Annotated in this window: 20 protein-coding genes; 8 read left to right on the forward strand and 12 right to left on the reverse strand. The window is 69.6% G+C overall.

Annotated elements, in window-relative coordinates; all coding sequences use genetic code 11:
* Positions 1-49: 49 nt before the first annotated feature.
* Positions 50-1,228, reverse strand: coding sequence for a cytochrome P450 (locus ACFWNN_RS31455; RefSeq protein WP_382443559.1), 1,179 nt, complete (start codon positions 1,226-1,228; stop codon positions 50-52).
* A gap of 161 nt (positions 1,229-1,389) precedes the next feature.
* Here ACFWNN_RS31455 and ACFWNN_RS31460 point away from each other — a divergent pair, with 161 nt between their 5' ends.
* Positions 1,390-4,185: a Tat pathway signal sequence domain protein gene (locus ACFWNN_RS31460; protein ID WP_382443560.1), complete on the forward strand. Its 2,796-nt coding sequence runs from the start codon at positions 1,390-1,392 to the stop codon at positions 4,183-4,185.
* Positions 4,182-6,167 (forward strand): NPCBM/NEW2 domain-containing protein, encoded by a 1,986-nt coding sequence (locus tag ACFWNN_RS31465; protein WP_382443561.1) that lies wholly within the window; start codon positions 4,182-4,184, stop codon positions 6,165-6,167. The genes ACFWNN_RS31460 and ACFWNN_RS31465 overlap by 4 nt, the downstream gene beginning before the upstream one ends.
* Here ACFWNN_RS31465 and ACFWNN_RS31470 read toward each other — a convergent pair.
* A complete protein-coding gene (locus ACFWNN_RS31470) occupies positions 6,121-7,446 on the reverse strand; it encodes an amino acid permease (protein WP_382443562.1) in 1,326 nt (441 codons plus the stop codon). The two genes, ACFWNN_RS31465 and ACFWNN_RS31470, sit on opposite strands and share 47 nt — an antisense overlap.
* Positions 7,447-7,560: 114 nt before the next feature.
* On the opposite strand from ACFWNN_RS31470, the gene ACFWNN_RS31475 reads away from it, so the two are divergent.
* On the forward strand, positions 7,561-8,079 hold the full coding sequence (locus ACFWNN_RS31475) for a hypothetical protein (protein ID WP_382443563.1): 519 nt from the start codon (positions 7,561-7,563) through the stop codon (positions 8,077-8,079).
* On the opposite strand, the gene ACFWNN_RS31480 is transcribed toward ACFWNN_RS31475, so the two are convergent.
* The 4 genes from ACFWNN_RS31480 to gabT form a co-directional block, all read right to left on the reverse strand.
* Complete coding sequence (locus ACFWNN_RS31480; RefSeq protein ID WP_382443564.1) at positions 8,076-8,597, reverse strand: CAP family protein; 522 nt, start codon at positions 8,595-8,597, stop codon at positions 8,076-8,078. The genes ACFWNN_RS31475 and ACFWNN_RS31480 overlap by 4 nt on opposite strands.
* Positions 8,598-9,002: 405 nt before the next feature.
* A complete protein-coding gene (locus ACFWNN_RS31485) occupies positions 9,003-9,968 on the reverse strand; it encodes a LacI family DNA-binding transcriptional regulator (RefSeq protein WP_382443565.1) in 966 nt (321 codons plus the stop codon).
* Positions 9,969-10,020: 52 nt separating this feature from the next.
* Positions 10,021-11,331 (reverse strand): aldehyde dehydrogenase family protein, encoded by a 1,311-nt coding sequence (locus ACFWNN_RS31490; protein ID WP_382443566.1) that lies wholly within the window; start codon positions 11,329-11,331, stop codon positions 10,021-10,023.
* Entirely contained in the window at positions 11,328-12,611 is a 1,284-nt protein-coding gene (gene gabT, locus ACFWNN_RS31495) for a 4-aminobutyrate--2-oxoglutarate transaminase (protein WP_382443567.1), read from the reverse strand. The genes ACFWNN_RS31490 and gabT overlap by 4 nt, the downstream gene beginning before the upstream one ends.
* A gap of 82 nt (positions 12,612-12,693) precedes the next feature.
* Between gabT and ACFWNN_RS31500 the strand changes: the two genes are divergently transcribed.
* A complete protein-coding gene (locus tag ACFWNN_RS31500; protein WP_382443568.1) occupies positions 12,694-13,956 on the forward strand; it encodes a PucR family transcriptional regulator ligand-binding domain-containing protein in 1,263 nt (420 codons plus the stop codon).
* Here the strand turns inward: ACFWNN_RS31500 and ACFWNN_RS31505 are convergent.
* Together ACFWNN_RS31505 and ACFWNN_RS31510 are read right to left on the reverse strand one after the other, a co-directional pair.
* The gene (locus ACFWNN_RS31505) at positions 13,930-14,724 is read right to left on the reverse strand and encodes an intradiol ring-cleavage dioxygenase (protein WP_382443569.1); all 795 of its coding nucleotides are present in this window, start codon (positions 14,722-14,724) and stop codon (positions 13,930-13,932) included. The genes ACFWNN_RS31500 and ACFWNN_RS31505 overlap by 27 nt on opposite strands.
* Positions 14,725-14,780: 56 nt before the next feature.
* A complete protein-coding gene (locus ACFWNN_RS31510) occupies positions 14,781-15,929 on the reverse strand; it encodes an FAD-dependent monooxygenase (protein ID WP_382443570.1) in 1,149 nt (382 codons plus the stop codon).
* A 77-nt stretch (positions 15,930-16,006) separates the two neighbouring features.
* Here ACFWNN_RS31510 and ACFWNN_RS31515 point away from each other — a divergent pair, with 77 nt between their 5' ends.
* A complete protein-coding gene (locus ACFWNN_RS31515) occupies positions 16,007-16,468 on the forward strand; it encodes a MarR family winged helix-turn-helix transcriptional regulator (protein ID WP_382443571.1) in 462 nt (153 codons plus the stop codon).
* On the opposite strand, the gene ACFWNN_RS31520 is transcribed toward ACFWNN_RS31515, so the two are convergent.
* From ACFWNN_RS31520 to ACFWNN_RS31535, 4 genes are all read right to left on the reverse strand, one after another.
* Positions 16,455-18,821, reverse strand: a complete 2,367-nt coding sequence (locus ACFWNN_RS31520; RefSeq protein WP_382443572.1) for a TIM-barrel domain-containing protein — start codon at positions 18,819-18,821, stop codon at positions 16,455-16,457. The two genes, ACFWNN_RS31515 and ACFWNN_RS31520, sit on opposite strands and share 14 nt — an antisense overlap.
* Complete coding sequence (locus tag ACFWNN_RS31525; protein ID WP_382443573.1) at positions 18,818-20,194, reverse strand: glycoside hydrolase family 28 protein; 1,377 nt, start codon at positions 20,192-20,194, stop codon at positions 18,818-18,820. Before ACFWNN_RS31525 ends, ACFWNN_RS31520 begins: the two co-directional genes overlap by 4 nt.
* Positions 20,195-20,198: 4 nt before the next feature.
* Entirely contained in the window at positions 20,199-21,596 is a 1,398-nt protein-coding gene (locus tag ACFWNN_RS31530) for a glycoside hydrolase family 28 protein (protein WP_382443574.1), read from the reverse strand.
* 250 nt (positions 21,597-21,846) lie between these two features.
* Positions 21,847-22,173 (reverse strand): multiprotein-bridging factor 1 family protein, encoded by a 327-nt coding sequence (locus ACFWNN_RS31535; protein WP_382443575.1) that lies wholly within the window; start codon positions 22,171-22,173, stop codon positions 21,847-21,849.
* A 208-nt stretch (positions 22,174-22,381) separates the two neighbouring features.
* Between ACFWNN_RS31535 and ACFWNN_RS31540 the strand changes: the two genes are divergently transcribed.
* From ACFWNN_RS31540 to ACFWNN_RS31550, 3 genes are all read left to right on the forward strand, one after another.
* Positions 22,382-22,792, forward strand: coding sequence for a nuclear transport factor 2 family protein (locus tag ACFWNN_RS31540; protein WP_382443576.1), 411 nt, complete (start codon positions 22,382-22,384; stop codon positions 22,790-22,792).
* Positions 22,789-23,406 (forward strand): ScbR family autoregulator-binding transcription factor, encoded by a 618-nt coding sequence (locus ACFWNN_RS31545; RefSeq protein WP_382443577.1) that lies wholly within the window; start codon positions 22,789-22,791, stop codon positions 23,404-23,406. Before ACFWNN_RS31540 ends, ACFWNN_RS31545 begins: the two co-directional genes overlap by 4 nt.
* Before the next feature lie 93 nt (positions 23,407-23,499).
* Positions 23,500-24,726 (forward strand): ATP-grasp domain-containing protein, encoded by a 1,227-nt coding sequence (locus ACFWNN_RS31550; RefSeq protein ID WP_382443578.1) that lies wholly within the window; start codon positions 23,500-23,502, stop codon positions 24,724-24,726.
* The last annotated feature ends 7 nt before the right edge of the window (positions 24,727-24,733 follow it).

The following is a 24,733-nucleotide window of genomic DNA, read 5'->3' on the forward strand; positions in this document are numbered from 1 at the left end:
CGAGCGGCCGGGTGAGCCCTGCCGGTGGAAGAACGTCACCGGCTGATCGTCACCAGGCGACCCGCATGGCCACCGGGCCTCGCATGGCCATGCCGGTCCGCCATTCCACGTCAGCGGTCAAGCGCAGGCCCGGGAACCGTTCCAGCAGCGCGGTCAGTGCGACTTGGACGTCCATTCGCGCCAGTTGTGCGCCGATGCAGTGGTGCGGCCCGTGCCCGAACGTGAGGTGCCCCTTGGCATTTCGCGTCACGTCGAACCGGCCGGGGTCCGGGAACTGCCGCGGGTCGCGGTTGGCCGCGTGCTTCGCGAGCAGGACGGGTTCACCCGCGCGCACCACCCCGCCGCTGAGTTGGACGTCCTCCAAGGCGTAGCGGGGCATGATGTCCGCGACCTCCTGGGCGGGGATCCACCGCAGCAGCTCCTCGACGGCGCCGGGCATCAGGTCCGGGTTCGCGCGCAGCAGGTCGGCCTGGTCTGGGAACTTCAGCAGCGTGTGGACGGAGTTGGCGATGTGGCTCGCGGTCGAGTCGTAGCCCGCGCCGAGCAACAGCACCGTGAGCTGCACCAGTTCGTCCCTCGTGAGGCGGTCGCCCTCCTCCTGGGCCACGACCAGCGCGCTGATCAGGTCGTCCTCCTGATGGGCGTGGCGCTGGTCGGCGAGGCCCGCGAGGTAGCCCGCGAGCTCGCCCAGGCGGGCCAGCTTCTCGTCGTCGGTCAGCGCCGTGATCGACATGAACGCGGCGGCGAGGTCCTGGAAGTGGTCGCGGTCGGCGTACGGGACGCCGAGCAGGTCGCAGACCATCAAGCCGGGCAACGGAACCGCGTACGCGGTGAGCAGGTCGGCCGGCGGGCCCGCCTTCTCCATCGAGTCCAGCAGGTCGTGCGCCAGCCGTTCGGCGTTCGCGCGCAGCTGTTCGACGCGGCGCACGGTGAACGCGTGGGCCAGCAGGCGGCGCAACCGCGTGTGGTCCGGCGGGTCGAGGTCGGTGAGGATCGCGCCCATCCGCACCGGGCCCATCCGCGGGGTGTCCCGCACGGCCGCCTGCGCAAGGCTGAACCTCGGGTCGCTTAGAGCTAATCGCACGTCTTCGTATCTGGTGAGCAGCCAGCCCTCCTCGCCGTAGGGGAGCCGGACGCGGGCGAGGGGTTCGTCCTGCTGGAGCTGGAGGTACGTCGGGTCTACTTCGAGCCCGTCCACCGGACCGAACGGGTAGGCACGCGCTGTCATGAGCATCCTCCAAGGTCTGCGGCCGTGTGAGCGTACTTCCGGTAAACGCTTTCATCCGAGGCTTGACCGGTCTTGACCGTCTCGATGGGCCGCCCTACGCTCAGTCGGCGAGAACACCTCCGATCTTTGGCTCCGCCGCCGCAGACTCGAAGGGTGCAGGAGTGGATCTTTCGCGGCGCGGGTTGCTCGGCGGAGTGGTGGCGGGGGCGGCGCTCACGGCGTTGCCGGCGGGGGCCTCGGCCTCCCAGGGCGGGTGTGAGACCCGGATCGACTGGGAGTCCTTCCTCGGCGAGCAGGACCTGGTGTGGCAACGGATTCCGCGCGCCTGGTACGAGGGACCGTTCCTGGGCAACGGTTTCCTCGCCACGTCGGTCTACCGCGAGCCCGGCGCGAACGCCGTGCGGTTCACCGTGGACCACGCGAAGGTCCAGGACCACCGGCCGCAGTTCGGCAACGAGTGGGGTGTCGCGCGGCTGCCGGTCGGGCGGGTGCTGCTGACGCCCGCCGGCACGATCACCGGCGTCGACCTGCGGCTCGACCTGTGGAACGCGGAGCTGCGCGGCAAGATCGTGACGGACCTCGGCGAGCTGGCCGTCCGGTTGTTCGTGCACGCCACGAAGTCGTTGCTGCACCTGGAGGTTCGTGCCTCTGGCGGGGAACGGGCGGTGCCGGCGTTCCAGGCGCTGGACGCGGTGAGCCCGCGCACGATCCGCGAACCGCCGCCCGCGACGTTCCCGCCGAACCCGAAGCCCGTGACGCGCACCGTAGGCGGTCTCACACTCGTGACGCAGGAGATGGTGGCGGGCGGGCAGACCGCGACCGCGGTCCGGATCTCGGAGCGGCGCGGCCGGACGGAGCTCCTGCTGTCCGTCGACCACTCGTTCCCCGACCGGACGGCGGAGGCGTCGGTGCGGACCGCCGTGACGACAGCGGTCGCGCCGGAAGTGCTGCGGCAGCAGCACCAGCGGTGGTGGCATCGCTTCTACCGCAAGAGCTTCGTGTCCGTGCCGGACGCGTTGATGCAGAGCTTCTACTGGATCCAGCTGTACAAGCTCGCGTCCGGGGCACGGGCCGAGGCGCCGATCATGCCGACGACCGGGCCGTGGCTCGAGCCGACGCCGTGGCCGTCGGTGTGGTTCAACCTCAACGCCCAGCTGGAGTACTGGCCGGCGCTGGCGTCGAACCACCTGGAGCTCGACCCGATCCCGCGCACCATCGGCGAGCACCGGCAGGTCCTGGTCGACGCGCTGCGGCCGGAGTTCCGGGCCGACTCGATGGGGTTGCGGCGTAGCACCGATCCGACGTTCCAGGACGCCGGGTTCGTCGGGTCACCGCTGCACCCGTCGCCGGACCCGGAGATCGGGAACCTGCCGTGGTTGCTGCACAACGCGTGGCTGCACTACCGGCACAGCATGGACGAACGGGTGCTGCGCGACACGGTCTTCCCGGTGCTGCGCCGGTCCACGAACTACTACCTGCACTTCCTGCGCAAGGGCGACGACGGCCGGTTGCACCTGCTGCCGACCTACTCGCCCGAGTACGGGGTGGCGCCGGACTGCAACTACGACCTCGCGTTGCTGCGCTGGTCGTGCCGGACGTTGATCGAGTCAGCGCGGCTCCTGCGCGTCGACGACCCGTTGCTGCCGCGCTGGCAGGAGGTGCTGGACCGGCTCGTCGAGTACCCGGCGGACGCGGGCGGGTTCATGATCGGCGCCGGGGTCCCGTTCGCGAAGTCGCACCGCCACTACTCGCACCTGCTCGCGGTCTACCCGTTGTGCGAGGTCAACTGGGAGCAGCCGGAGCGCCGTGACCTCATCTCCCGCTCCCTGAGGCACTGGCTGAGCTTCGAGGGTTCGTTGCGGGGCTTCACCTTCACGGGTGCGGCGTCGATCGCGGCCCAGATGACCGCCGGCGACGAGGCGCTGCGGTACCTGCGGGAGTTCGTGGCACGGTTCGCCCAGCCCAACACGTCGTACTTCGAGGCGGGGCCCGTGATCGAGACGCCGCTGAGCGCCGCGAAGTCGTTGCAGGACATGCTGATCCAGAGCTGGGGCGGGCTGATCCGGGTCTTTCCGGCGGTGCCCGCGGTGTGGCAGGACGTGACGATCCACGACACCCGGACCGAGGGCGCGTTCCTGGTGAGCGCGGTGCGGCGGGGCGGGCGGACGCGGTTCGTGCGGGTGCGCAGCGAGGCCGGTCAGCCGTGCCGGGTGCGCACGGGCATCGAGGGGCCGCTGGTGGTGCGCGGGTGTGCGTGGAGCCTGCGGGACGGGGTGGTGTCGCTGGAGCTGCGGCGTGGCGCGGAGGCGTTGATCCACGCACGGGGCGAGCGCGACTTCACGATCGCGCCGGTGCGGATCACCTCGCCCGCCCGGCGGTGGGGGCTGCCCGCGTTGCCGCCGGGTGGGAGCGCGGCGCCGGTGGAGCTCCTCGGGGTGTTCGACAACGACGGGCTGTCGAACGAGTTCACCAGCCGGGACGGGGACTTCGACGGCCTGGGCAACACCTACCCGGCCGCGCAGCTGCCGCAGACCGGGTCGGTGGTGGACGACGGGGTGCCGTTCGAGTTCCGCAACGGCGACGAGGCCAGCCTCAACAACGTCGTCTGCGCCGGGCAGACCGTCGCGGTTCCCGCCGGCAGGTACGGGAAGGTGCACCTCCTGGCCGCCGGCGACGTCGGGAACGTCGAGGCCGCCGGGGCCTTGGAGTACGCCGACGGTGCGGAACCGGTGGTGTTCCGGGTGACCTCGTGGCAGCAGCGGCCGCAGTTCGGTGAGTCGGAACCCGTTGCCACGACGCTGATGCACACGCCGTCCGGGCCGGTCGCACGGCAGGTGTCGATCTTCCACCAGGTCGTTCCGGTCGATCCCGCGCGAGAGCTCTCCGCCGTCATCCTCCCCCGGACGAGCGGGCCGCGCCTGCACGTCTTCGCGATCACCTTGGAGAAGCCGAAGTGAGATCCTTGCTCACCGCGCTGACGCTGGTCCTGGCGTCGGTGGTGGTTCCCGTGCCGCCTGCTGTCGCCGAACCGGCGTTGGCGCTGACGCCGCCCATGGGGTTCAACAACTGGAACACCACCGGGTGCGACATCAACGAGCAGATGATCCGCGACATGGCGGACATCTTCGTGTCGAAGGGGTTGAAGGACGCCGGGTACCGGTACGTCAACGTGGACGACTGCTGGGCCGACGCGACCCGTGATCCCGCCACCGGACGGCTGCGGCACCACCCCGTGCGGTTTCCCGGCGGGATGAAGGCGCTGGCGGACTACGTGCACACCCGCGGCCTGAAGTTCGGCATCTACACGAGCGCCGGGGTGCAGACCTGTGCCAAGACGATGCCCGGATCGCTGGACCACGAGGAGATCGACGCCCAGACGTTCGCGGACTGGGGTGTCGACTACCTCAAGTACGACAACTGCAACAACGAGGGGCGTCCCGCGCTGGAGCGGTACACGAGGATGCGGGACGCGTTGCGCGCCACCGGTCGGCCGATCGTGTACTCGATCTGCGAGTGGGGGCAGAACAGGCCCTGGGAGTGGGGCGAGGGCGTCGGGCAGCTGTGGCGGACCACCGGGGACATCAACGACACGTGGTCCAAGACCGTCGAGATCCTGAAGTTGAACGCGCCGTTGGACGCGTACGCCGGGCCCGGCCACTGGAACGACCCCGACATGCTGGAGGTCGGCAACGGGCAGCAGACGACCGTGGAGTACCGGAGCCAGTTCGCGTTGTGGTCGATCATGGCGGCGCCGTTGCTGATCGGGGCGGATCTGCGCAAGGTCTCCGCGGAACACCTGGAGGTCCTGCGCAACCGGGAGATCATCGCGGTGAACCAGGACTCCCTGGGTGTGCAGGGGAAGGTGGTGTCCCAGAAGGACGGTCACTGGGTCTTCGTGAAGCCGCTGTCCAACGGGGACAGGGCAGTGGCGTTGTTCAACGAGTCCGAGGTGAACGCGACCATCTCCGTTGCGGCGCGGTCGGTCGGGTTGCCGTCCTCGGTCGGGTACACCGTGCGGGACCTGTGGTCCGGGCGCGACTTCCAGTCGGCCGGGCAGATCTCGGCCTCGGTGCCGCCGCACGGGACGGCGGTCTTCCGGGTGAAGGCGTCGCAGGACTGGTACCGGCACGCGCCGGCCGTGGACACCTCTGTGGACGTGGAGGCTTCGGTTCCCGGGGTGCCCGGGACCATCACGCCCGCCGGGGAGCCGTTCGTGGCCACCGTGACGGCGACGAACCAGGCGCCGATCCCGTTGCTGAACGCGTCGACGTCGTTCTCCGCGCCCGCCGGGTGGCAGGTGGAGAGGCTGTCCTCCGACCGTGCGCCGGTGTTGCTGACCTCGCAGTCGGTGCAGAGCAGGTGGAGGGTCACACCCCCAGCCGGGGTCACACCGGGGGTACACGCCCTGGACGGGTCCTTCGGGGCGACCTGGGTGGGGCACGGCCGGTTGTCACGTCCGGTGGACGCCGCCGTGCTGGTGCCCGCACCTGGGCCCGTGGGGTCCGTGTGGGCGAGTGACGTGCGGTTCACGACCGAGCGCAGCGGCTACGGGCCGGTGGAGCGCGACCGGTCGAACGGCGGCTACCTCGGTGGGGACGGTAAAACCCTGACCATCAACGGGAGGACGTACGCGAAGGGGCTCGGGGCGCACGCCCAGGCCGAGATGATCCTCTACCTGGGCGGGCGGTGCACCGGGTTCGCCTCCGACGTCGGCATCGACGACGAGCGGGACGTGAACCAGCTCGGGTCGGCGGTCTTCGAGGTCTGGGCGGACGGCACGAAGGTCGCCGACAGCGGGCTGCGGACGTGGCGCGACGACGCCGTCCCGCTGTCGGGGTCGCTGGCAGGGGCTCGGTTCCTGCGCCTGGTCGTGGCCGACGGCGGCGACGGGGTCAGGTTCGATCGCGGAGACTTCGCCGGCGCACGGCTGACCTGCTGACCGCGACCGCGGCCACCGCGGCGACGAGCAGGCCCGTGGACAGGATCTGCCCGCGGGCCTGCTCGTCGGCCAGCATGAGCACGACGATGCCGACGATCACGGCCAGCGCGGCGTAGGAGAGATACGGATAACCCCACATGGGGACCGTCGGGTTCGGCATGGTGCGGCGGAGCCTGATCTGGGAGACCGCCACGAAGCCCCACACGACCAGCAGGGCCGAGCCCACGGCGTTGAGCAGCAGCAGGAACACCGTGTCGGGCCACAGGTAGTTGAGCAGCACCGAGAAGAACCCGAACGCCGTGGACGCCAGCACGGCGTTGCGCGGCACCCCGTTGGTCCTCGCCAGCAGCGCCCTGGGGGCCTCCTGCCGTTCGGCGAGCGAGCTCAGCATGCGCGCGGCCCCGTACAGGGTGGCGTTGATGGCGCTCAGCAACGCCACGAAGATGACGACGTTCATGATCTGCCCGGCGGCCGGGATGCCCAGCCGGTCGAGCACGGCGACGTACGGGCTGGCGCCGACGGTGGAGTCGTTCCACGGCAGCAGCGTCACGACCACGACCATCGACCCGAGGTAGAAGACGAGCAGCCGGGTCATGGCGGTCCTCAGCGCCTTCTTGATGGCGTGCTTCGGGTCCTCCGCGTCCGCGGCGGCGATCGTGATGACCTCCAGCCCGCCGAACGCGAACACCGTGACCATGAAGGCGGCGAGCACGCCACCCCACCCGTTGGGCAGGAAGTCCTGGAGGTTCTGCAATCCGGGCGACGCGACGCCGGGGAGCAGTCCGGCGATGGCGAGGACGCCCAGCACCAGGAAGAGCACGATCGCCGCGACCTTGAGCCCCGCGAACCAGAACTCGAACTCGCCGAAGCTCCGGACGTTGCCGAGGTTCACCGCCGTCAGCACCGCCATGAACAGCAGCACCCACGCCCACTGGGGCACCGCCGGCACCCACCCGGCCGCGATCTTGGCGGCCCCGGTCGCCTCGACCGCGAGCACCACCCCGACCGCCGCCCAGTACGTCCAGCCGACCGTGAACCCTGCCCACGGCCCGAGCGCCTTTTCCGCGTGAACGGAGAACGCGCCACCACTCGGATACTCGGCCGCCATTTCCCCGAGCATGCGCATCACGAGCAGGGCCAGAATTCCGGCGAGTCCGAACGAGACGAGCACGGCGGGCCCCGCCAGCGCGATGCCGGCCCCTGTCCCGACGAACAGACCAGCTCCGATCACGCCGCCCAACGCGATCATGGTCACGTGCCGTTCCCGCAGGTGAGTCACTCTCTCTCCAGCCCCGTTCGAGTGTGCCGATGGCGGCCCGATAGTGAGTTCATGGCGACGGAGAGTCAAATCGTGTGATCGGGGTTACACCGAAGCCGAAGAAGGGTGAGACCGATGAACTCGCCTAAGGGACTACTGCCGTCCGGAACGTCCGCCGCAGGGCCGTCGGGAACGTTGCCGTCCGGTGTCTTGCCGCAACTCGACACGTTCTCCGGTGCGCTGGAGCGTTACTCGGGCTGGGGGTGGCTGGTGCTGCGCTCGGAGAACCGGCTGCTGCTGACCACCGACCACTGCGTGTCCGCGGTGGAGATGCCCGCGGGCGTGGGCGGGGAGGTCCAGCACTACCTGGCCGTGCGGATGCTGGCCGGGCCGGTGGTGGTGCTGCCTTCCGGGCGGTGGCTGATCCTGACCGGGTCGGCGGACGAGGCCTCGCAGGTGAACCTGATCCGGTTGCGGGCCCGGGGTGCCCTGACGCACCGGCTGGGAACGCTGGTGCCGTTGCCGCCCTCGCGGATCGACGGGGGCGGGGTGCGGTGGCTGGGCGAGGTGCCCGCCGCCGGTCCCGCGTTGCCGCCGTTCTCCGCTGTCGTGGCGGCGTTGAGGGCCGTGACGGAGACCGCCGGGCTGCGCTAGCTCGCAGGCGGGAGCACGTTGGCCCTGAAGTGGTTCAGGGTGTTGCCCCGTGCGGCGAAGTTGACCACCACGTAGGTGCCGTTGCGGCCCTGCGAGAGTCCCACGCCCACGCGGTCCGACGACTTCCACACGAGCGCCGTGAAGTGGAGCACGGAGAGGTCGACGGTGGAAGGCGTCATCTCTTTGTCGTAGTCGTAACGGCGCGATTCGCCGTACCAGTCTTCGAGAGCTTTACCGATCACTGTATCGATAGGCCTGCTGCGTCCCGTCTCGTACAGGTTCTCGCCGTACGGGTTGTCCGGGCGGTGTTCGAAGCCATTTGTGGACTGGAGGTGGTCCGCCCATTCTTGCGCGGTTCTTGACACTTCGGAATCGAGTGAGAGAGGCGGCACGCCGTGCTTTGCGCGATAGGCGTTGATGAGTTCCGCCGTCTTCGCGACGGGGTCCGCCGCGTGGGCGGTAGGGGTCGTGAGGCTCAGGGTGAGGGCTGCGGTGATTACGGTGAGCATCCAACGCATGACTCGTTTGTCCCCTAAACGGGGCATCGTGGGCAATACCCCAGGTCGAATCTGCCGTCTTGATAGGCGCTGCGTAGTCGTGGTGTAGCCCTTGAGTGTGAGGCAGGTCACGGGTGGTGTAACGCGGTTGCGATACCCCCTATGACCCCCTTGGGTTACGGATGGCTACCCCGGTTGCGGTGCAAATTCACTCCACAGGACGCGGTCGAGGTTCTATGGTTTGTGATGTCGAACACCACGGAAGGAGCTTGGCATGGATGGCTACGAAATTCTCGCCGACGAGGACGGCCACGTTCGGGGCTACGACTAGAGATCGTTCGGAAGTGCTGCTCGACTGGCCGCGTGAGGGAGTCACCCGAAGCGACTCCCTCACGGCCGGAGCGGCTTAGCGCGCCCGTTGTTCGGTCAGGACGAGGAATGCGTCCAAGCTGCCGTGCTGGCGCGAACCACGAGCTTCGTCGGGAGTTCCCGGTGCTCCACCGGGCCGCCGTCGAGCAGGGTGGCGAGAAGATCCACGGCGACCTCGCCGGCGGACTCCGTCGGCATGTGCACGGTCGTCAGCGCGGGTGAGCACATCGTCGCGTAGAGGATGTCGTCGAACCCGGTCACGCTGATCTGTTCCGGCACGCGCACGCCGTGCTCCGCGAGGTACGCGAGCACGCCCAGCGCGATCAGGTCGTTGTAGCAGATGAACGCCGTCGCGTCGGTCCGCAGCGCCTGCTCCGCCGCCGCGTAGCCGCCGTTGAAGTTGGGTTCGAACGAGCCGAGCACGTGCGCACGGCCACGCAGGCCCTGCATGCGGCGGTTGTTCGACCACGCCGCGGACGGACCGCCCAGGTACACGTAGTCCTTGTGTCCCAACGACTCCACGTGCGTGACGACCTGCTCCATGCCGTTGGCGCTGTCCATCAGCACCGACGAGACACCCGGCACCAGGCGGTTGATCAGCACCAGCGGCGTCAGCTCCGCGAGCTCCACGACCTGCTCGTCGGACAGCAGTGACGCGCACAGCACCACGCCGTCCACCTGGGACGCCATCGTGCGCACCAGTTCGGCCTCGGTCCGCGGGTCCTCCCGGCTGTCGCAGAAGAACACCGAGGTGCCCGCCTCGCCCGCCCTCGTCTGCACCCCGCGCAGGATCGACGGGAAGAACGGGTTGGTCAGGTCGGGCACCACGATGCCGAGGTTGCCGGTGCGGCCGGTGATCAGGCTGCGGGCCGCGCGGTTCGGCTGGTAGCCGAGCCCCGCGACCACGTCCAGAACCCGTTGCCGGGTGGTCTCCTTGACGAGTCCCGGCGCACTCAGCGCGCGCGAGACGGTCGAGACGGAGACCTGTGCCTGGCGAGCGACATCCCTGATCGTGACGGCCACTCGCAAATCATCGCAGTCAAGGTCAAGAGCGACCCATTCGTCCGATGAATGATCAGAGATCGAGACCGGTCAGCACCAGCACCCGCTGCTCGGTCAGGTCGTCCATCGCCGCCCGCAGTCCCTCACGGCCGATCCCGGACTCCTTCACCCCGCCGTACGGCATCTGGTCCGCGCGGTACGACGGCACGTCGCCGACGATCACGCCACCGACCTGAAGTCGTTGCGCGGCGCGGAAAGCCAGCCGCACGTCCGTGGTGAACAGACCGGCCTGCAGCCCGTACCGGGACGAGTTGACCCGGTCGAACGCCTCCTCGACGCTCGCGACCCGCGTCAGCGTCACGACGGGCCCGAACACCTCCTCGACGTTGACCTTCGAGTCCTCCGGAACGTCCGTCAGCACGGTCGGCGCGTACGTCCGGCCGTCCCGGGTTCCGCCCGTCAGCACCGTCGCGGCTGCCTCTTCGACCCAGGCCGCGACCCGGTCCGCGGCCGCGTCGTTGATCAACGGACCGACGTCGCCCGCCACGTCGAGCTTCTGCACGTGCGCCACCACGGCTTCGGCGACCGCGTCGTACACGTCGGTGTGCACGAACACCCGCTGCACCGAGATGCACGACTGCCCCGCCTGGTACATCGCGAACGTGGCGATGCGCTGCGCCGCGAAGTCGAGGTCCGGCCAGTCGGGAGCGACGATGGCCGCCGCGTTGCCGCCGAGCTCCAGCGTGACGTGCTTGCGCGGCACGCGTTCCTTGATGCCCCAGCCGACCGGGCCGGAGCCGGTGAACGACACCACCGGCAGCCGCGGGTCCTCGACCAGCCGCGCGGTGTCCTCATTGGACAGGTGCAGGATCGAGAACGCCCCGTCCGGCAGGTCGGTCTCCGCCAGCACCTCGCCCAGCAGGAACGCGACCGCCGGCGTGGACGGCGCGGGCTTCAGCACGATCGGCGCGCCCACCGCGATCGACGGCGCGACCTTGTGCGCCACCAGGTTCAGCGGGAAGTTGAACGGCGCAATGCCCAGCACCGGACCGCGCGGCACCCGCCGCACCAGCGCGAGACGGCCCTCGGCGGACGGGTCGGTGTCGAGGCGCTGCAGCTCGCCGGAGAACCGGCGCGCCTCCTCGGCGGCCCAGCGGAACGTGGAGATCGCGCGGGTCACCTCGATCCGCGCCCACTTCAGCGGCTTGCCCGAGTCGGCGTTGATGGCGGCGGCGAACTCCTCGGCCCGTTCGGCCAGCCGCCGCGACACGTGGTCCAGCGCCGACGCGCGGCGGTGTGCCGGCAGGGCGGCCAGTTCGGGAGCGACGGCGGCCGCGCGAGCGACGGCGGCCTCGACGTCGGCAGAGGTGTGGAAGGGGATCATGCGAGCAACGCTCCTTCGAGCACGTCGAGACCTTCGGCGAGCAGGTCGTCGGGGATGACCAGCGGGGGCAGCAGACGGATCACGTTGCCGTACGTGCCGCACGTCAGCACGACGACGCCCTGGTCGTGGCACGCCTTGGCGACCCGTGCGGCGACATCGGGCGTGCGTTCGGTGAACTCGACGGCGATCATCGCGCCACGGCCGCGGATGTCCGCGATGACGTCGGTCTTCTCCGCGACCGCCCGCAGCCGGGCCAGCGCGGTCTCGCCGATGCGCTGGGCGGCGGCGTTGAGGTCGCGGTCGCGCATCGTCCGGAACGAGCCGAGCGCCGCGGCGCACGCCACCGGGTTGCCGCCGTACGTGCCGCCGAGCCCCCCGACGTGCACGGCGTCCATGATCTCCGCACGCCCGGTGACCGCGGCGAGCGGCAGCCCGCCCGCGATGCCCTTGGCGGTGGTGATCAGGTCCGGCACCACGCCCTCGTGGTCGAGCGCGAACCACGCCCCGGTGCGGCAGAAACCGGTCTGGATCTCGTCGGCGACGAACAGCACGCCCCGCTCCCGGCACCACCGCGCGAGTGCGGGCAGGAAGCCGGGGGCCGGTTCGATGAAGCCGCCCTCGCCCTGGATCGGCTCGATCACGACGGCGGCGGTGTTGTCCGCGCCGACCTGCTTCTCGATCGCCGCGATCGCCCGCGCCGCGGCCTCGGGCCCGCTGAGCCCGTCGTGCAGCGGGTACGAGCCCGGCACCCGGTACACCTCGGGCGCGAACGGGCCGAACCGGTGCTTGTACGGCATGTTCTTGGCGGTCAACGCCATCGTGAGGTTCGTGCGGCCGTGGTAGCCGTGGTCGAACACCACGACGGCCTGCCTGCCGGTGACGTGCCGCGCGATCTTGACGGCGTTCTCGACGGCCTCCGCGCCCGAGTTGAACAGCACCGACCGCTTCTCGTGATCACCCGGCGTCAGTTCGTTGAGCTGCTCGCACACCTCGACGTAGCTGTCGTACGGCGTGACCATGAAGCAGGTGTGGCTGAACCTGTCGATCTGCGCGTGCACCGCCTCGGCGACGGCGGGCGCGGGGTTGCCCACGCCGGTGACGGCGATGCCGGAACCCAGGTCGATGAGCTGGTTGCCGTCGACGTCGATCAGCAGGCCGTCGTCGGCGGAGTCGATGTAGACGGGCAGTCCGGAACCGACGCCGGCGGCAACGGCGCCCTTGCGCCGCTCCTGGAGCTCCAGCGACTTCGGGCCGGGGATGGCGGTGCGCAGTCGGGTCATGTCCCCCAGCATGCCCCTGGTCAGAGCGGTGCGCAGTGCCTGAAATGGCGATCTTTCGAGCAACGGATGTACAAAGTGGCACATGCCGATCTCGTTGCACGACCTCGCCCGCTCGCTGGGGCTGCCGGTGCTGGCCGGGGACGTGTCCCGGCCGGTCGGCTGGGTGCACGGCACCGAGCTCGCGGACCCGACGCCGTTCCTGGAGGGCGGCGAACTGCTGCTGACGACGGGGCTGAACGCGTTGACGCCCGGTTATGTCGACCGGCTGGTGCGGGCCGGGGTCGTCGGACTCGGGTTCGGCACCGGGCTGGGCCACGACGTGGTGCCGCCGGACCTGGTGCGGCAGGCGGGGGAGGCCGGGCTGGGGCTGGTCGAGGTGCCGCGCGAGGTGCCGTTCATCGCGATCAGCAAGGCGGTGTCGAAGGCGCTGGCGGCGGACGAGTACGCGGCGCTGACGCGGACGAGCGAGGCGCAGCGGGCGTTGACCAGGGCCGCGGTGCGGGGCGGGGTCGCGGGCGTGGTGCGGCGGCTCGGGCAGTGGATCAACGGCTGGGTGGTGCTGCTGGACGCGGCGGGAGAACCCGTGCACAGCCACAACGCCCGCCTGGTACCGGAACTGCGTGAGGAGCTCGCCCGTCTGGGCGGCGGGCTCGCCAGCGCGGCGTTCGAGACGGACGGCCGGCAGGTCTTCCTCCAGGCCCTCGGCAGCCGGGCCAGGGGAGTCCTCGCCGTCGGCACGACCGAGCCGCTCGACGCCGACCTCAACATCGTCAACACGGCCGCGTCCCTGCTGACCCTCGCCCTCGCCCAGAACGACGCCGTCGACGCCGCTTACCGCGAGCTCAGGACCGGCCAGTTCCGCCTGCTGCTCAACGGAATCGGAGTCGACGGCCTGCCCGAACGGTTCCGCGTCTTCCTCACCGACGACCCGCCGGACGACGGCTTCTGGGCTGAGCACGACGGCCGGATCGTCGTGCTCGCGAACGAATCCGACGGCTTCGCATCGTCCGAAGTGGACCGCACCGAGGTCGCCCGCGGCTACCGCGAGGCCCGGCAGGCGAAGAAGGCCGGTGTGCGCCGGTTCGAGGACCTCGCCGGCAGCCTGGAGGTGCCGGAGGGGTTCGCGGAGGCGTTGCTCAGGCCGTTGGACGAGGAGACCCGCGCGACGCTGCGGGTCTGGCTGGGTCATCACGGCGCCTGGGACCCCGCCGCGACGGAGCTCGCGATCCACCGCCACACCCTCAGGAACCGGGTCCGCAAGGCCGAACTCGCTCTGGGACGGACCCTCGACTCGCCCGGTCTGCGCGCGGAGCTGTGGCTAGCCCTGCACCGCGAAGGTCAGTGAGGCCGTGTAGCCGGACGCGACGTCGCCGGACATCGACGCCATCTGCTCGTCGGTGCCGTCGCGGAACACCATGTCCTGCTGCAACGACGTCCGCGACATGTTCCGGACGCTCTGCGTGTACCCGGTCGTGCCGTAGACCTCCTTGCACGTCGTCTCGGGCAGCGCGAGCTGCGAGGTGATGACCTTGTTGCCGGCCTTGGTGGCCTCGGCGAGGCTCGGGTAGACCTCGAAGTGGATGTGCGGCCAGCGGCCCGAGTACGCGCCGGGGAACACGCTCACGAACTTGAGCTTCCCGGACGCGTCGGCCTCCTGGACGCCGCGCAGGAAGTTCTCGTCCTTCACGCGGTCCGAGTACATCGAGTAGTCGCCGTTCATGTCGCAGTGCCACAGGTAGATCGCGGCGCCCTGGAACGGCGTGCCGTCCTCCTTCTGCGCCGTGAGGTCGATCGTCAGCCGCACGCCCTCGGCCGTGCGAGTGGACGACCCGAAGCTCGACCTGATGTCCGAACGCACGATCCCGCTCTGCGTCAGCGCGTTCGGGCCGTTGGAACCGTCGCCGGGGTACGGGCCGGCCGTCTCCTCGGGGATCGTCTCCAGCGCCGCACCCGCGGCGGCCGAAGTGGTGGTGGAGCCGGTGCTCGTCGTGGTGGTCGACGGGGCGCAGGCCACGAGCGTGAGGCCCGCGCCACCGAGCAGCGACAACGCCCGCCGGCGCCCGAAGAGCGTGGCGAGGTCGAACTGGAGGCCGCGGTCGTGGTTGTCCGTCATGCGACTCAGACTGCGGTCGAATCCTGTGAGGCGCCTGTGGAGAACCTGTCTTGCGGCTAGCTGAAGTCGGGCAGCGTCAGCGCGGAGTGCTCGGGGCGGGCAGCCTCGGCCGGCAGCGTCTCGCGGGACCGCAGCGCCTCGTTGCGGGCGGCCAAGGCCTCGGCCGTACCGGGGAACAGCTCGGCGTTCCCCACGTCGACGAGGTCCTGGTTCGCGAGCACGAACGGCCGCATCACCCGTTCGTACGCGGCGAAGTCGTCCAGGTGTCCCGCCAGGACGTAGGCGCCGACCAGGGCGAGACTGGAACCCTGCCCGGTGAGGAACGACGGCGCGTGCGCGGCGTCGCCGGCCAGCGCGACCCGGCCGGACGACCACTGCGGCATGCGGATCTGGCTGACCGTGTCGAAGAACAGGTCGTCGGCCTCGTTCATCGCCTTGACGAGCCCCGGCACCTCCCAGCCGTCACCCTCGAACACCGACGCGACGAGGTCGCGCTGGGCGTCCGGGTCGCGGAACGCCCCGAACGGCGCCTCGGCGAGCCCGAAGCTCAGGAAGCCGTGCACGCTCTCGCCCGCGCCGACCGCGTACAACGCCGCGGCGCGCCCAGGTTCGTTCCACATCACCGCCTCCTGGCGCAGCCCGAGGTGGTTGGGCAGCGTGAACCCGGCGAAGCAGTAGCCGAGGTAGCGGTGGAACTGCTCCTCCGCGCCGAACACGAGCGAGCGCACGGTCGAGTGCAGCCCGTCGGCGCCGATGACGCGGTCGTAGGTGCGCTGGAGGCCGCTGCGGAACGTCACGTCCACACCGCCCGGATGCTCGTGCAAGGCGACGATGCTGTTGTCGAACAAGAACTCCACGTCGTCGCGCACGGTGTCGTGGAGGATCTCGGCCAGGTCGCCTCGCCGCACCTCGAGGTCGCTGCCGTCGCCACCGGCGATCGCGTCCGGCCTGATCGACGCGACGGTGCTGCCGTCGGCGTTGAGGAACGTGATCCGCCGCGTGTCGACGTGCGCCTCCCGGAGGCGGGGGAGCAGGCCCATCCGGTCGACCACGCCCAGCGCCGTCCCGCGGATGTCGATCGGGTAGCCGCCGCCGCGCAGGGTGTGCGACTTCTCCACGACGGTGACGTCGACACCGCGCCTGGCCAGCCAGAACGCGAGTGCGGGACCTGCGATGCTGGCGCCGGAGATCAGAACTGAGGTCATGACAGGCTCCAAGTAGCTAACTTAGGTATCCTTCTCTGTCCGGCGCGAGCATATACCTAAGTTAGGTAGGTAAGTCGATGGGCGATGCCCTAAACCCCGCGGAGATGCTGCCGCACCTGATGCGGCTGGGCACCGTGCTCAACCGCAGTCACCTGGTCGAACGGGCGATGGACCACGTCGGGATCCCGCTCGACCGGCCAGGTCTGACGGTGCTCATCACACTGCGCCTGGCAGGGCGGCCGCTGCGGGTGGGGGAGATCGCGACGCGCATGCAGGTCGTCGGCCCGCACGTCACGCGGCACCTGCACGACCTGGAACGCGCCGGTCTGGTCCGCCGCGTCACCGACCCCGACGACCAGCGCGCCCGGCTGGTCGAGCTCGCGGAGTCGGGTGACGCGGCGGCCGGGCGCTACCTCGAAGCCGTCTTCGGCTGGTTCGCCGAGGCCCTCGCCGACTGGCCGGACGAGGACAAGGCGGCGTTCGGCCGGCTGCTCGCCCGGTTCGTGACCGACGTCGAGGCCCACTTCACCGCAGGGTGAGCAGCACGGTGCCGGAGCCGTGGAGCTTCAGCACCGTGCCACCGACCGTGCCGGGCGTCGAGGAGGCCGCCGCCCAGCCCGTCGTCCTGCCCCGCAGCTCCTCGAGCGACGAGGAACGCACGGGCTGCCCGTCGATCACGACCCGCCGCACGTCCGCGGGCACCATCAGCTGCGACTCGGCCGGCGCGCCCCGCAACGTCACGAGGAGGTGCTTGCCGAACGAGTCGACCTGGAGCTTTCCGAACCGGCCTTGGGCGGAGGGCGACACCAGCCAGCCCGCCCGGTCGGTGCGGTCGAGGTCGTTCACGCCCCACGGGTTCGCCCACACGTCCGGCGTGCGGAAGTGGAACGGGATGGCCGCCGACGCGCGGAGGTAGAGCGGGAACTCGTCCAAAGTGGATTCCCGCGTCACGATCCGTCCACCGGTCACCCGCTCGCCGGAGAACAGGTCGATCCACTCACCGCGCGGCAGCCACACGTCGACCGGCGTGGCCCTGCCCGCCGCGCCGTCGGTCTCCGCCCGATCGGCCGTCACCGGCGCCGCCAGCAGGTCCGGTCCGACCATGAACTGCTGGTCGGCCCGCCACGCGGCCTCCTCGCCGGGGTACCGGAACGCCATCGGTTGCGTGATCGGCGTTCCGTCGCGAGAAGCCCGCACGGCCTGCGCGTACAGGTAGGGGAACAGTTCGTAGTGCAGTACGGCGGCGCGCCGGAACCGCTCGAACGTCGCCGCGTCGTACACCCACGGCGTCGCGTTGCGGCCGGAGCTGCCGACCTGGAACACCGGCGTCACCGCCGACTGCTGCGCCCACCGCACGAACAGCGACTCCGACGGGCCGCCGCCGAGGTTGCGGTAGCCGCCGATGTCCGAGCCGTGCACGGGGTGGCCGGAGATCCACGAGTTGAGGCCGCGCCGGGTGGTGAGCCGCAGCCCGTCGAAGCTCATGTCCGCGTCGGCCTGCCAGAACCCGTGCAGGATCCCCGGCATCCCGTCGCCGCCCGCGCGGAACAACGTCGTGTAGTCGTCGCCGTGCACCTTCCGCAGCGTCTTCACCACGGATTCCGCGTACAGCAACGGATACCGGTTGTGGATCAGCGTGCCGGGGCCGTCCGCGAACGTCGTCTCCTCGAAGTTGTGCTCCTCGCCCCGGTCGCCCTTCACGAAGGTCACGCCCATCCGGAAGACGGCTTCGAGCCGTGCCTCGTAGTGGGCGCGGGCCACCGGGTTCGTGAGGTCGAGGTCCCACACGTTCGTGCGGTCGGACTGCGCGAACGACCCCTCGGGGTAGTCGTGCGGGCACGTCCTGCCGTCCGAGGTCTTGTTCAGGAACGGCGCCACCCACACACCCATATTCACGCCACGGGACCGCATCCAGTCGATCGTGCCCTGTGCGTTGGGGTACATGGTCTTGTCGAACTTCAGCGCGCCGATGCACGCGTACGTCGGCCGCGCGCCTTCAGGGCCCTGTTCCCACGGGTTGTCGACCCAGAGCGTGTCGAGCGGAACACCGCGCGCCTGGAACTGCGTGACGTCCTCGACCACCTCGTCGGAGTGGTTGTACTTGTCCCGCCACTTCGTCAGCGCGAACTGGCGGGCGGGAGGCAGGGCTGGCGTGCCGACGCGCTGGAAGTAGGCGCGGTTGACCTGCTCCGGCGTGCCCGCGTAGACCTCGTAGTCGAGCCGGGATGTCTTGAAGCACAACTGGATCCGGTCCGGCACGCCGAACGTCACCGGGCACGGCGCGGGCTTGTCGGCGCAGTGGTCGTCGGCGAGTGCGCCGGGGAACGCCGTGCGGCCGATGGCCTTCGTGTCGGCGTAGACGCCGTAGCCGTTGCTGGACAGGAAGAACGTCGATGGTGCGCCGTTCTTGTTGCACTTGCCGAACGTCGAGGCGCCGACGAACACCGCCTTGTTGAGCAGCACACGTCGTTGCAGGTCGACGAACATCGTGTGGGCGCCGCCGCCGAGGAAGTGCTCGTCCATCGAGCCGGTGAGGTTGGCTGACACCTGCGCCACACCGGTCGCCGGCTCCAGGGTCCAGCCGACCCGCAGGCCTCGCCCGGTCCGCGTGACGACGATCTGAGCCGTGCGGCCGGTCTCGGTGGTCGCCACGACGTACCGCACGCCGTGCGGAACCCGTTTCTGGGCAACGACGTTCGTGAGTGAGTGCTGGGTGCCGTCGGTGAGTCGGTAGAACGTCTCGCGCTGGCCGGTCAGCGTTCTGCCGTCCCGGAAGTCCAGGGAGAACGGGCTGGTGGTGGCCTGCCAGGACAGGCCGGACCCTGCCGTCGCGATCGGGGCGCCGGCGGTCAGCCCGGCGGCGATCAGCAGGAGCGTCAGCAGGTGTCTCATGCCGGCACCGCCCCGTTGATCGTGGTGTTGCGGAACACCAGGCCGTCGGTGTGCTCGATCAGGTTCGGCTCGGCGATGCCGGTGAACGTCGAGTTGGTGATCTGGACGTTGCGGATGTGCTGCTGCGGGAAGCCGCGAAACGTGGCGGCGATCTTGCCGCCGTTGATCCGCATGCGGTCGATCGTGAGGTTGTCGATCTGCGGGAAGAAGCCCTTCGTGCCGCCGTTCTGGTAGTACATCGACACGAACAGGACCTCGCGTTCGACGTTCCGGCCGAAGACGTTGCGCAGGTGCACGCCGTCGATCACCCCGCCGCGGTCCTGGTTGGTCTTGACGTAGAGCGCGTGCTTGATCGGGTAGCGGCCGGGGTAGTCGGGGGCGTTGATCTCGCAGTCGCGGCAGAACACCTTGCGCACACCGCCGGACATCTCGCTGCCGATCGTGATCCCGCCCCAGCGTCCGGAGAACTTGCAGCGCTCCACGACGACGTGCGTGGACGGGATGCCGACCCTGCGGCCGTCCGCGTCCCGGCCGCACTTCACCACGACGCAGTCGTCGTTGGTGTCGAACTTCGAGTCGTGCACGTGGGCGTAGGACGACGAGTCGAGGTCGACGCCGTCACCCTGCGAGTTCGTGGAACAGATCTCGACCCGGCGCACGGTGATGTTGCGCGAGAACACGAAGTGCAGCGACCACATCGCCGGGTTCTTGATCAGCACGTCCTCGACCAGCAGGTTCCGGCACCGGAAGAACTGGATCAGGTTGGGCCGCATGTTCCTGCCCGGCCCCATGATCCGCTGCTCGACCGGGACGCCGTCCTCGCCCCACTGGCGCAGCAACGCCGTGGAGCCCGCGCCCCAGCTCGCCCACCGGCCGCTGGGCGCGTCGCCGTCGATCGTGCCGCGACCGGTGATGGCGATGTTCCGCTGCTCGAACGCGTAGATGAACGGCTGGTAGTTGTAGCAGAGCGTGCCCTCCCAGCGGGTGAGCACGAGCGGCAGGTAGTCCTCGGGGTCGGTGGAGAACCTGATGGTGGCGTTCGCGGTGACGTGCAGGTCCACATCGGACAGCAGCCGGATGCCGCCGGTGAGGAAGGTGCCTTGCGGGACCACGACTCGGCCGCCGCCGGCGCGGTGGCACGCCGTGATCGCGCGCTGGAACGCCTCGGTGTTCTTGGTGACGCCGTCGCCTTTCGCGCCGAACGCGGTGACGTCGTAGTCCTTCTTCCGGAACCGCGGTGGGCAGATCCTCGCGAGGATGAGCGGCACCTCGCGCCACGGGTCCCCGGCGGCCTCCGCGACGCCGGTGGGGACCAGCAGGCCGGCGGCGGTCAGGCCCGACACACGCGCGAAGTCACGACGAGACAAGGACATCGGCTCAGACCTTCTTGCCGTTGATGGTCACGTCGGTGAACGTGGTGCCGTCCGCGTTCTTGATGCTCGGCTTCGCCGTGGTCACGTTCGTGAAGGTGCTGTCGGAGACGGTGACGCCGCGGATGTGCGACTCGGCCAGGCCGTCCAGGGTGACCGCGGTCTTCTGGACGCCGGTGACGGTGAAGCCCTCGGCGGTGATGTTCTGCACCCTGGGGTTCACGATCGGGCCGAAGCCGGGGCCGGTGAGGCTGTAGTTGAGCGTCACCATGATCGCCTCGCGGTCGACGTCGGTGGCCCTGATGCGGCGGGCGTGGATGTTCTCGACGGTGCCGCCGCGCCGCTTGTTCGTCTTGACGTACAGGACGTGGAACGGTTTGTAGGACGAGCCCTTCTTCACCGTGCAGTCCTGGAAGAAGACGTTGCGCACGCCGCCGGACATCTCGCTGCCGACCGTGAGCGCGCCCCAGCGGCCCTCGAACGAGCAGTTCTCGATCACGATGTTCTCGCTCGGGACGCCCACCCGGCGCCCGTCGGCGTCCCGGCCCGCCTTGATCGCGATGCCGTCGTCGCCGCAGTCGAACCGGCAGCCGGTGATGTGCACGTACTGCGACGACTCGGGGTCGCAGCCGTCGACCATGCCGCCGCGGCTGTGCACGAAGACGTCGCGGACCGTGACGTTGGTGCACAGCACGGGATGCACGTTCCACATGGCGGAGTTGCGCAGCCGCACGCCCTCGACGAGGACGTTGCGGCACTCGTAGAGCGTGATCATGTTCGGCTTGAGGTAGTGGCCCATGCCGAATTTCCGGTCCGCGACGGGCACGTTGTCGACGGCCAGCTTCTGCAGCCTCTCCCAGTCCGGCTGGCGCTTGCCGTCGTAGTCGAACCAGGGGCCGGACGGGCCCTGGCCGTCGATCAGGCCGGGTCCGGTGATCGCCACGTTCTCGGCCTTGCGGGCGTAGATGAACGACGAGAAGTTCATGCACTCGATGCCCTGCCACCGCGTGTAGACCAGCGGGTAGTCCCTGGGGTCGGTGGAGAACCTGATGGTCGCGTCCTGCGAGACGACGAGGTTGACGTTGCTCAGCAGGGTGACCGCGCCGGTCAGGAAGGTGCCCTTCGGGACGACGACGTGCCCGCCACCTGCGGCGTTGCAGGCCTCGATCGCCTTCTTGAACGCCTCGGTGTTCTTGGTCTTGCCGTCGCCCTTGGCGCCGTAGGCCGTGATGTCGAACCTGGCGGGCGGGAACGTGGGCGGGACGATCCGGGCGAGGATCTGCGGAACCTGGTCCCACGGTGCGGCGTCCGGCGCTTCGGCCGCGGCGGGCAGCGAGCCGCCGAGGATCGTGACGCCTGCGGTGGTGCCCGCGACCTTGAGGAAGTCGCGGCGGGTGGTCTCCATCGGCCGTCCTTTCGCGCGCATGCGGTGTACGACTGCGAGCGGCGGCGGCGACGAGAAGGATGTGTAAACCTTTTCAACCGATGTCTACACCGGTGTCCGGCTCCGCGTCAACGGGTGCGCGAAGCCGGGGTTCGTGGAAGCGCTCGGCCCTCCGAGGTTTCGCCGGTCGCGCTCGACGGCGACCGGCGCAATACCACCTGAGCTTGCCGAAAGTGAATTCAGGACAATTCTCGCGGCGGCCCGCCGGGCATCACAAAGTATTCACCCGGTGGAGGGTGCGGACTTCCGTCCTGGTCCTCCGGTATTGCCGTTCGGCGACCGCCGCTCGGTCGACCTCGGCGTGCGGCACGTCGAGCGCCGCACTGATCCAGGCGCGCCAGTAGGGGCCCGGAATGCGTTTGCCGCGTTCCCACCTCGACACTTCTTCACGAGTGACGCTGTCGTTTTGTGAGATCTCGCACAACAGGTCGGCGAGTTCGCGCTGCGTGAGGCCCTGCGCCCGCCGTGCCTGGGGAATCAGGTCGGTGATGGGCCTGGTGGCCAGGTGCTCGTGGGCCTGGGGGACTGCCTTGAGCACGGTTCTGCTCCGTTTCGACGAGATGACGGGGGGACTACGCCCACAGTGCCGCAAAGTACGCGAGTTCGGGCCGTGCATTGCGGTGATACCGGCGGTCGTTGAAAGTTCAGTCACCGATGTAATGACTTGATCGGTTGTTCGGAGGAAACACAACTGGTCCAATGGGGTGTGCGTGCCCACTTTTTGAGACACTTGTTAGTGTGGGGAAATGCTCTCGACGGTCGAAGTGGTGCAGGTGTTCCTGGCCCGTCTCGCGGCACAGGACGCATCCGGCATCGCGCGGCTGTGCGCACCGGCCGTGGAATGGGAGTCCCCCGATCCGAACGGCGCCCGGTGGGCGTTCGGCACGCGCAGCCGGCGTGAGGTCGAGGCCCAGTTCCTGACCCTGTTCGCCACCTACGGCCTGGAGCAGCTCTCCGCGCGCCAGGTGATCGTCGACGGGGGCGACGCGGCCGTGATCGGCTCGGCGCGCTGGCGGGTCCAGGCCACCGGCGAGACCGTGGAGACGCGCTTCACCACCGTGCTGTCCGTGCACCTCGGCGAGATCGAGCAGTACCGGCACCTGCCGGACACGCTGGCCGCCGCCGTCGCGACCGGTCTCGCGCGGACCGGGGGATGAGCGCGCAACGGGAGAGAGCGGCGCACACCAGGACTCGCCTGCTTCGCGCCGCGGCGGAGGTGTTCGACCGCGACGGGTTCACGGGTTCCAGTCTCACGGCCGTGTGCGCGCGTGCGGATGTGTCGAAAGGCGCGCTGTATTGCCATTTCCGCTCCAAGGAGGCGCTCGGCGTCGCGATCATCGAGGAGCAGTCGCTGCTGTGGCACCGGTTGCGCGACGAGGTGCTGGCCGTCGAGCCGTCGGCGATCCAGGCGTTGATCTCGATGTCGTTCGAGTTCGTGCGCAGGCTGGAGACCGACCTGACCGTGCGGGTGAGCGCGAAGCTGTTGCGGGAGGCGGTGTTCTTCGACGTCGCGGCGGCCGCGCAGGTGATCGGCTGGGTCACCGTCGTGCGCGACCTGCTGTCGCTGGCGCGCGACCGCGGTGAGCTGCGGCCGGAGGTGAACGTGCGGCACGCGGCGGAGCAGATCGTGGCCGAGCTGCTCGGGTTGCAGTTCGTGGCGCAGGCCCTGAGCGGCGGCGCGGACCTCGGCGTGCGGCTCGGCCGGGTGTGGCGGGCGACCTCTGGCTGTCTGGTGACAGCTCCTGTCCGGGAGAAGTTGCGGTTCGAGTGATGGTCGTCTCGACCCAATCGAGACAGGAATGCCTGCTCGCGGCGCGGCTGTTGTCCTCCTCGTTCGTCAGGGGAGCCAACGGTAGGAGCAAGCGTGAGCAGCATCGTGGTCGTGGACCCGTATTCGGCCGGCCGAGGCATCGCACCCGCGTTCCGGCAACGGGGCGTCGAGGCGATCGCCGTGCTGACGACGGAGAAGCCTCCGCGCGGGCTCACCTGGGCCCCGGACGACTTCAGCGAGATCCACGTGCTGCACGACCTGGACGAGCTCGCCGCGAAGCTCGCGGTGCGCGACCCGATCGCCGTCGTGCCCGGCACCGAGACCGGTGTCGAGGCCGCCGAGGCGTTGTCGGAACTGATCGCGCCCGGCCGGTCGAACGTGCTGACGCTCTCGTCCGCGCGCCGCGACAAGTGGCAGATGGCCGTGGCGCTGCGCACCGCCGAGGTGCCGCACCTGCGGCAGATCAGCTCCGACAACGCGGACGAGGTCGCCTGCTGGCTGAAGCACGAAGGACTGGAGAACGCGCCGATCGTGCTGAAGCCGCAGTGCAGCGGCGGGACCGACGACGTGTTCGTGGCGATGCCCGGCGACGACTGGCGGGAGAAGTTCCACCGGATCCTCGGCTGCGTTAACAAGCTCGACCTCCGCAACGACAAGGTGCTCGTGCAGGAACTCGCGGTGGGCACCGAGTACGAGGTCGACACGTACTCGGTCGACGGGCAGCACGGACTGGTCTCGGTGTGGCGCTACGAGAAGGAGCGCCGCGGCGACCGGCTCGGCATCTACCTGTCGAACACGCTCGTGCCGGCTGCGGACCCGGTCGTCGAGGTGCTGTTCACCTACGTCCGCCGGGTGCTCGAAGCGACGGGCGTGCGCAACGGCCCCGCGCACGTCGAGGTGATGATGACCGCCGGAGGACCGCGGCTGATCGAGATCGGCGCGCGCCTCGCCGGTGCGTCGCAACAGGAACTCACCCTGCTCGGCACCGGCGAGAGCCAGATCACCCGGATGGTGGCGCACCGCGTCGACGGCGTCGCCCAGGTCGGCCGGTACCTGCAACGCCAGCACGTGAAGTCGGTGTACCTGTCGTCGCCCGCCGCCGGAGAGCTCGGCAACTCGGTTCGTTTTGACGAGCTGTCCTCACTTTTGCCGAGTTACCAGAGTGATGCGCTGCCGTATCGGGAAGGTTCCACGGTTCCCCGTACCGATGACCTGTGGACGTCGTTGGGATCGGTAGTGCTGGCCACGTCGGACGTTGACCAGCTCGAACGCGACGAGGCGGTCGTCCGGGAGATCGAAGCCGGACTGATCGTCGTGTGATCGTCAG

Source organism: Lentzea sp. NPDC058450 (assembly GCF_042721395.1).
Taxonomy (GTDB): domain Bacteria; phylum Actinomycetota; class Actinomycetes; order Mycobacteriales; family Pseudonocardiaceae; genus Lentzea.

Coding starts and splice junctions, on each gene's coding strand:
- ACFWNN_RS31540 (WP_382443576.1), top strand. CDS start 22,382: ATGCTCTCGACGGTCGAAGTGGTGCAGGTGTTCCTGGCCCGTCTCGCG.
- ACFWNN_RS31475 (WP_382443563.1), top strand. CDS start 7,561: ATGAACTCGCCTAAGGGACTACTGCCGTCCGGAACGTCCGCCGCAGGG.
- ACFWNN_RS31500 (WP_382443568.1), top strand. CDS start 12,694: ATGCCGATCTCGTTGCACGACCTCGCCCGCTCGCTGGGGCTGCCGGTG.
- ACFWNN_RS31530 (WP_382443574.1), bottom strand. CDS start 21,596: ATGGAGACCACCCGCCGCGACTTCCTCAAGGTCGCGGGCACCACCGCA.
- ACFWNN_RS31480 (WP_382443564.1), bottom strand. CDS start 8,597: ATGCGTTGGATGCTCACCGTAATCACCGCAGCCCTCACCCTGAGCCTC.
- ACFWNN_RS31520 (WP_382443572.1), bottom strand. CDS start 18,821: ATGAGACACCTGCTGACGCTCCTGCTGATCGCCGCCGGGCTGACCGCC.
- ACFWNN_RS31505 (WP_382443569.1), bottom strand. CDS start 14,724: ATGACGGACAACCACGACCGCGGCCTCCAGTTCGACCTCGCCACGCTC.
- ACFWNN_RS31525 (WP_382443573.1), bottom strand. CDS start 20,194: ATGTCCTTGTCTCGTCGTGACTTCGCGCGTGTGTCGGGCCTGACCGCC.
- ACFWNN_RS31510 (WP_382443570.1), bottom strand. CDS start 15,929: ATGACCTCAGTTCTGATCTCCGGCGCCAGCATCGCAGGTCCCGCACTC.
- ACFWNN_RS31545 (WP_382443577.1), top strand. CDS start 22,789: ATGAGCGCGCAACGGGAGAGAGCGGCGCACACCAGGACTCGCCTGCTT.
- ACFWNN_RS31490 (WP_382443566.1), bottom strand. CDS start 11,331: ATGATCCCCTTCCACACCTCTGCCGACGTCGAGGCCGCCGTCGCTCGC.
- ACFWNN_RS31515 (WP_382443571.1), top strand. CDS start 16,007: ATGGGCGATGCCCTAAACCCCGCGGAGATGCTGCCGCACCTGATGCGG.
- gabT (WP_382443567.1), bottom strand. CDS start 12,611: ATGACCCGACTGCGCACCGCCATCCCCGGCCCGAAGTCGCTGGAGCTC.
- ACFWNN_RS31455 (WP_382443559.1), bottom strand. CDS start 1,228: ATGACAGCGCGTGCCTACCCGTTCGGTCCGGTGGACGGGCTCGAAGTA.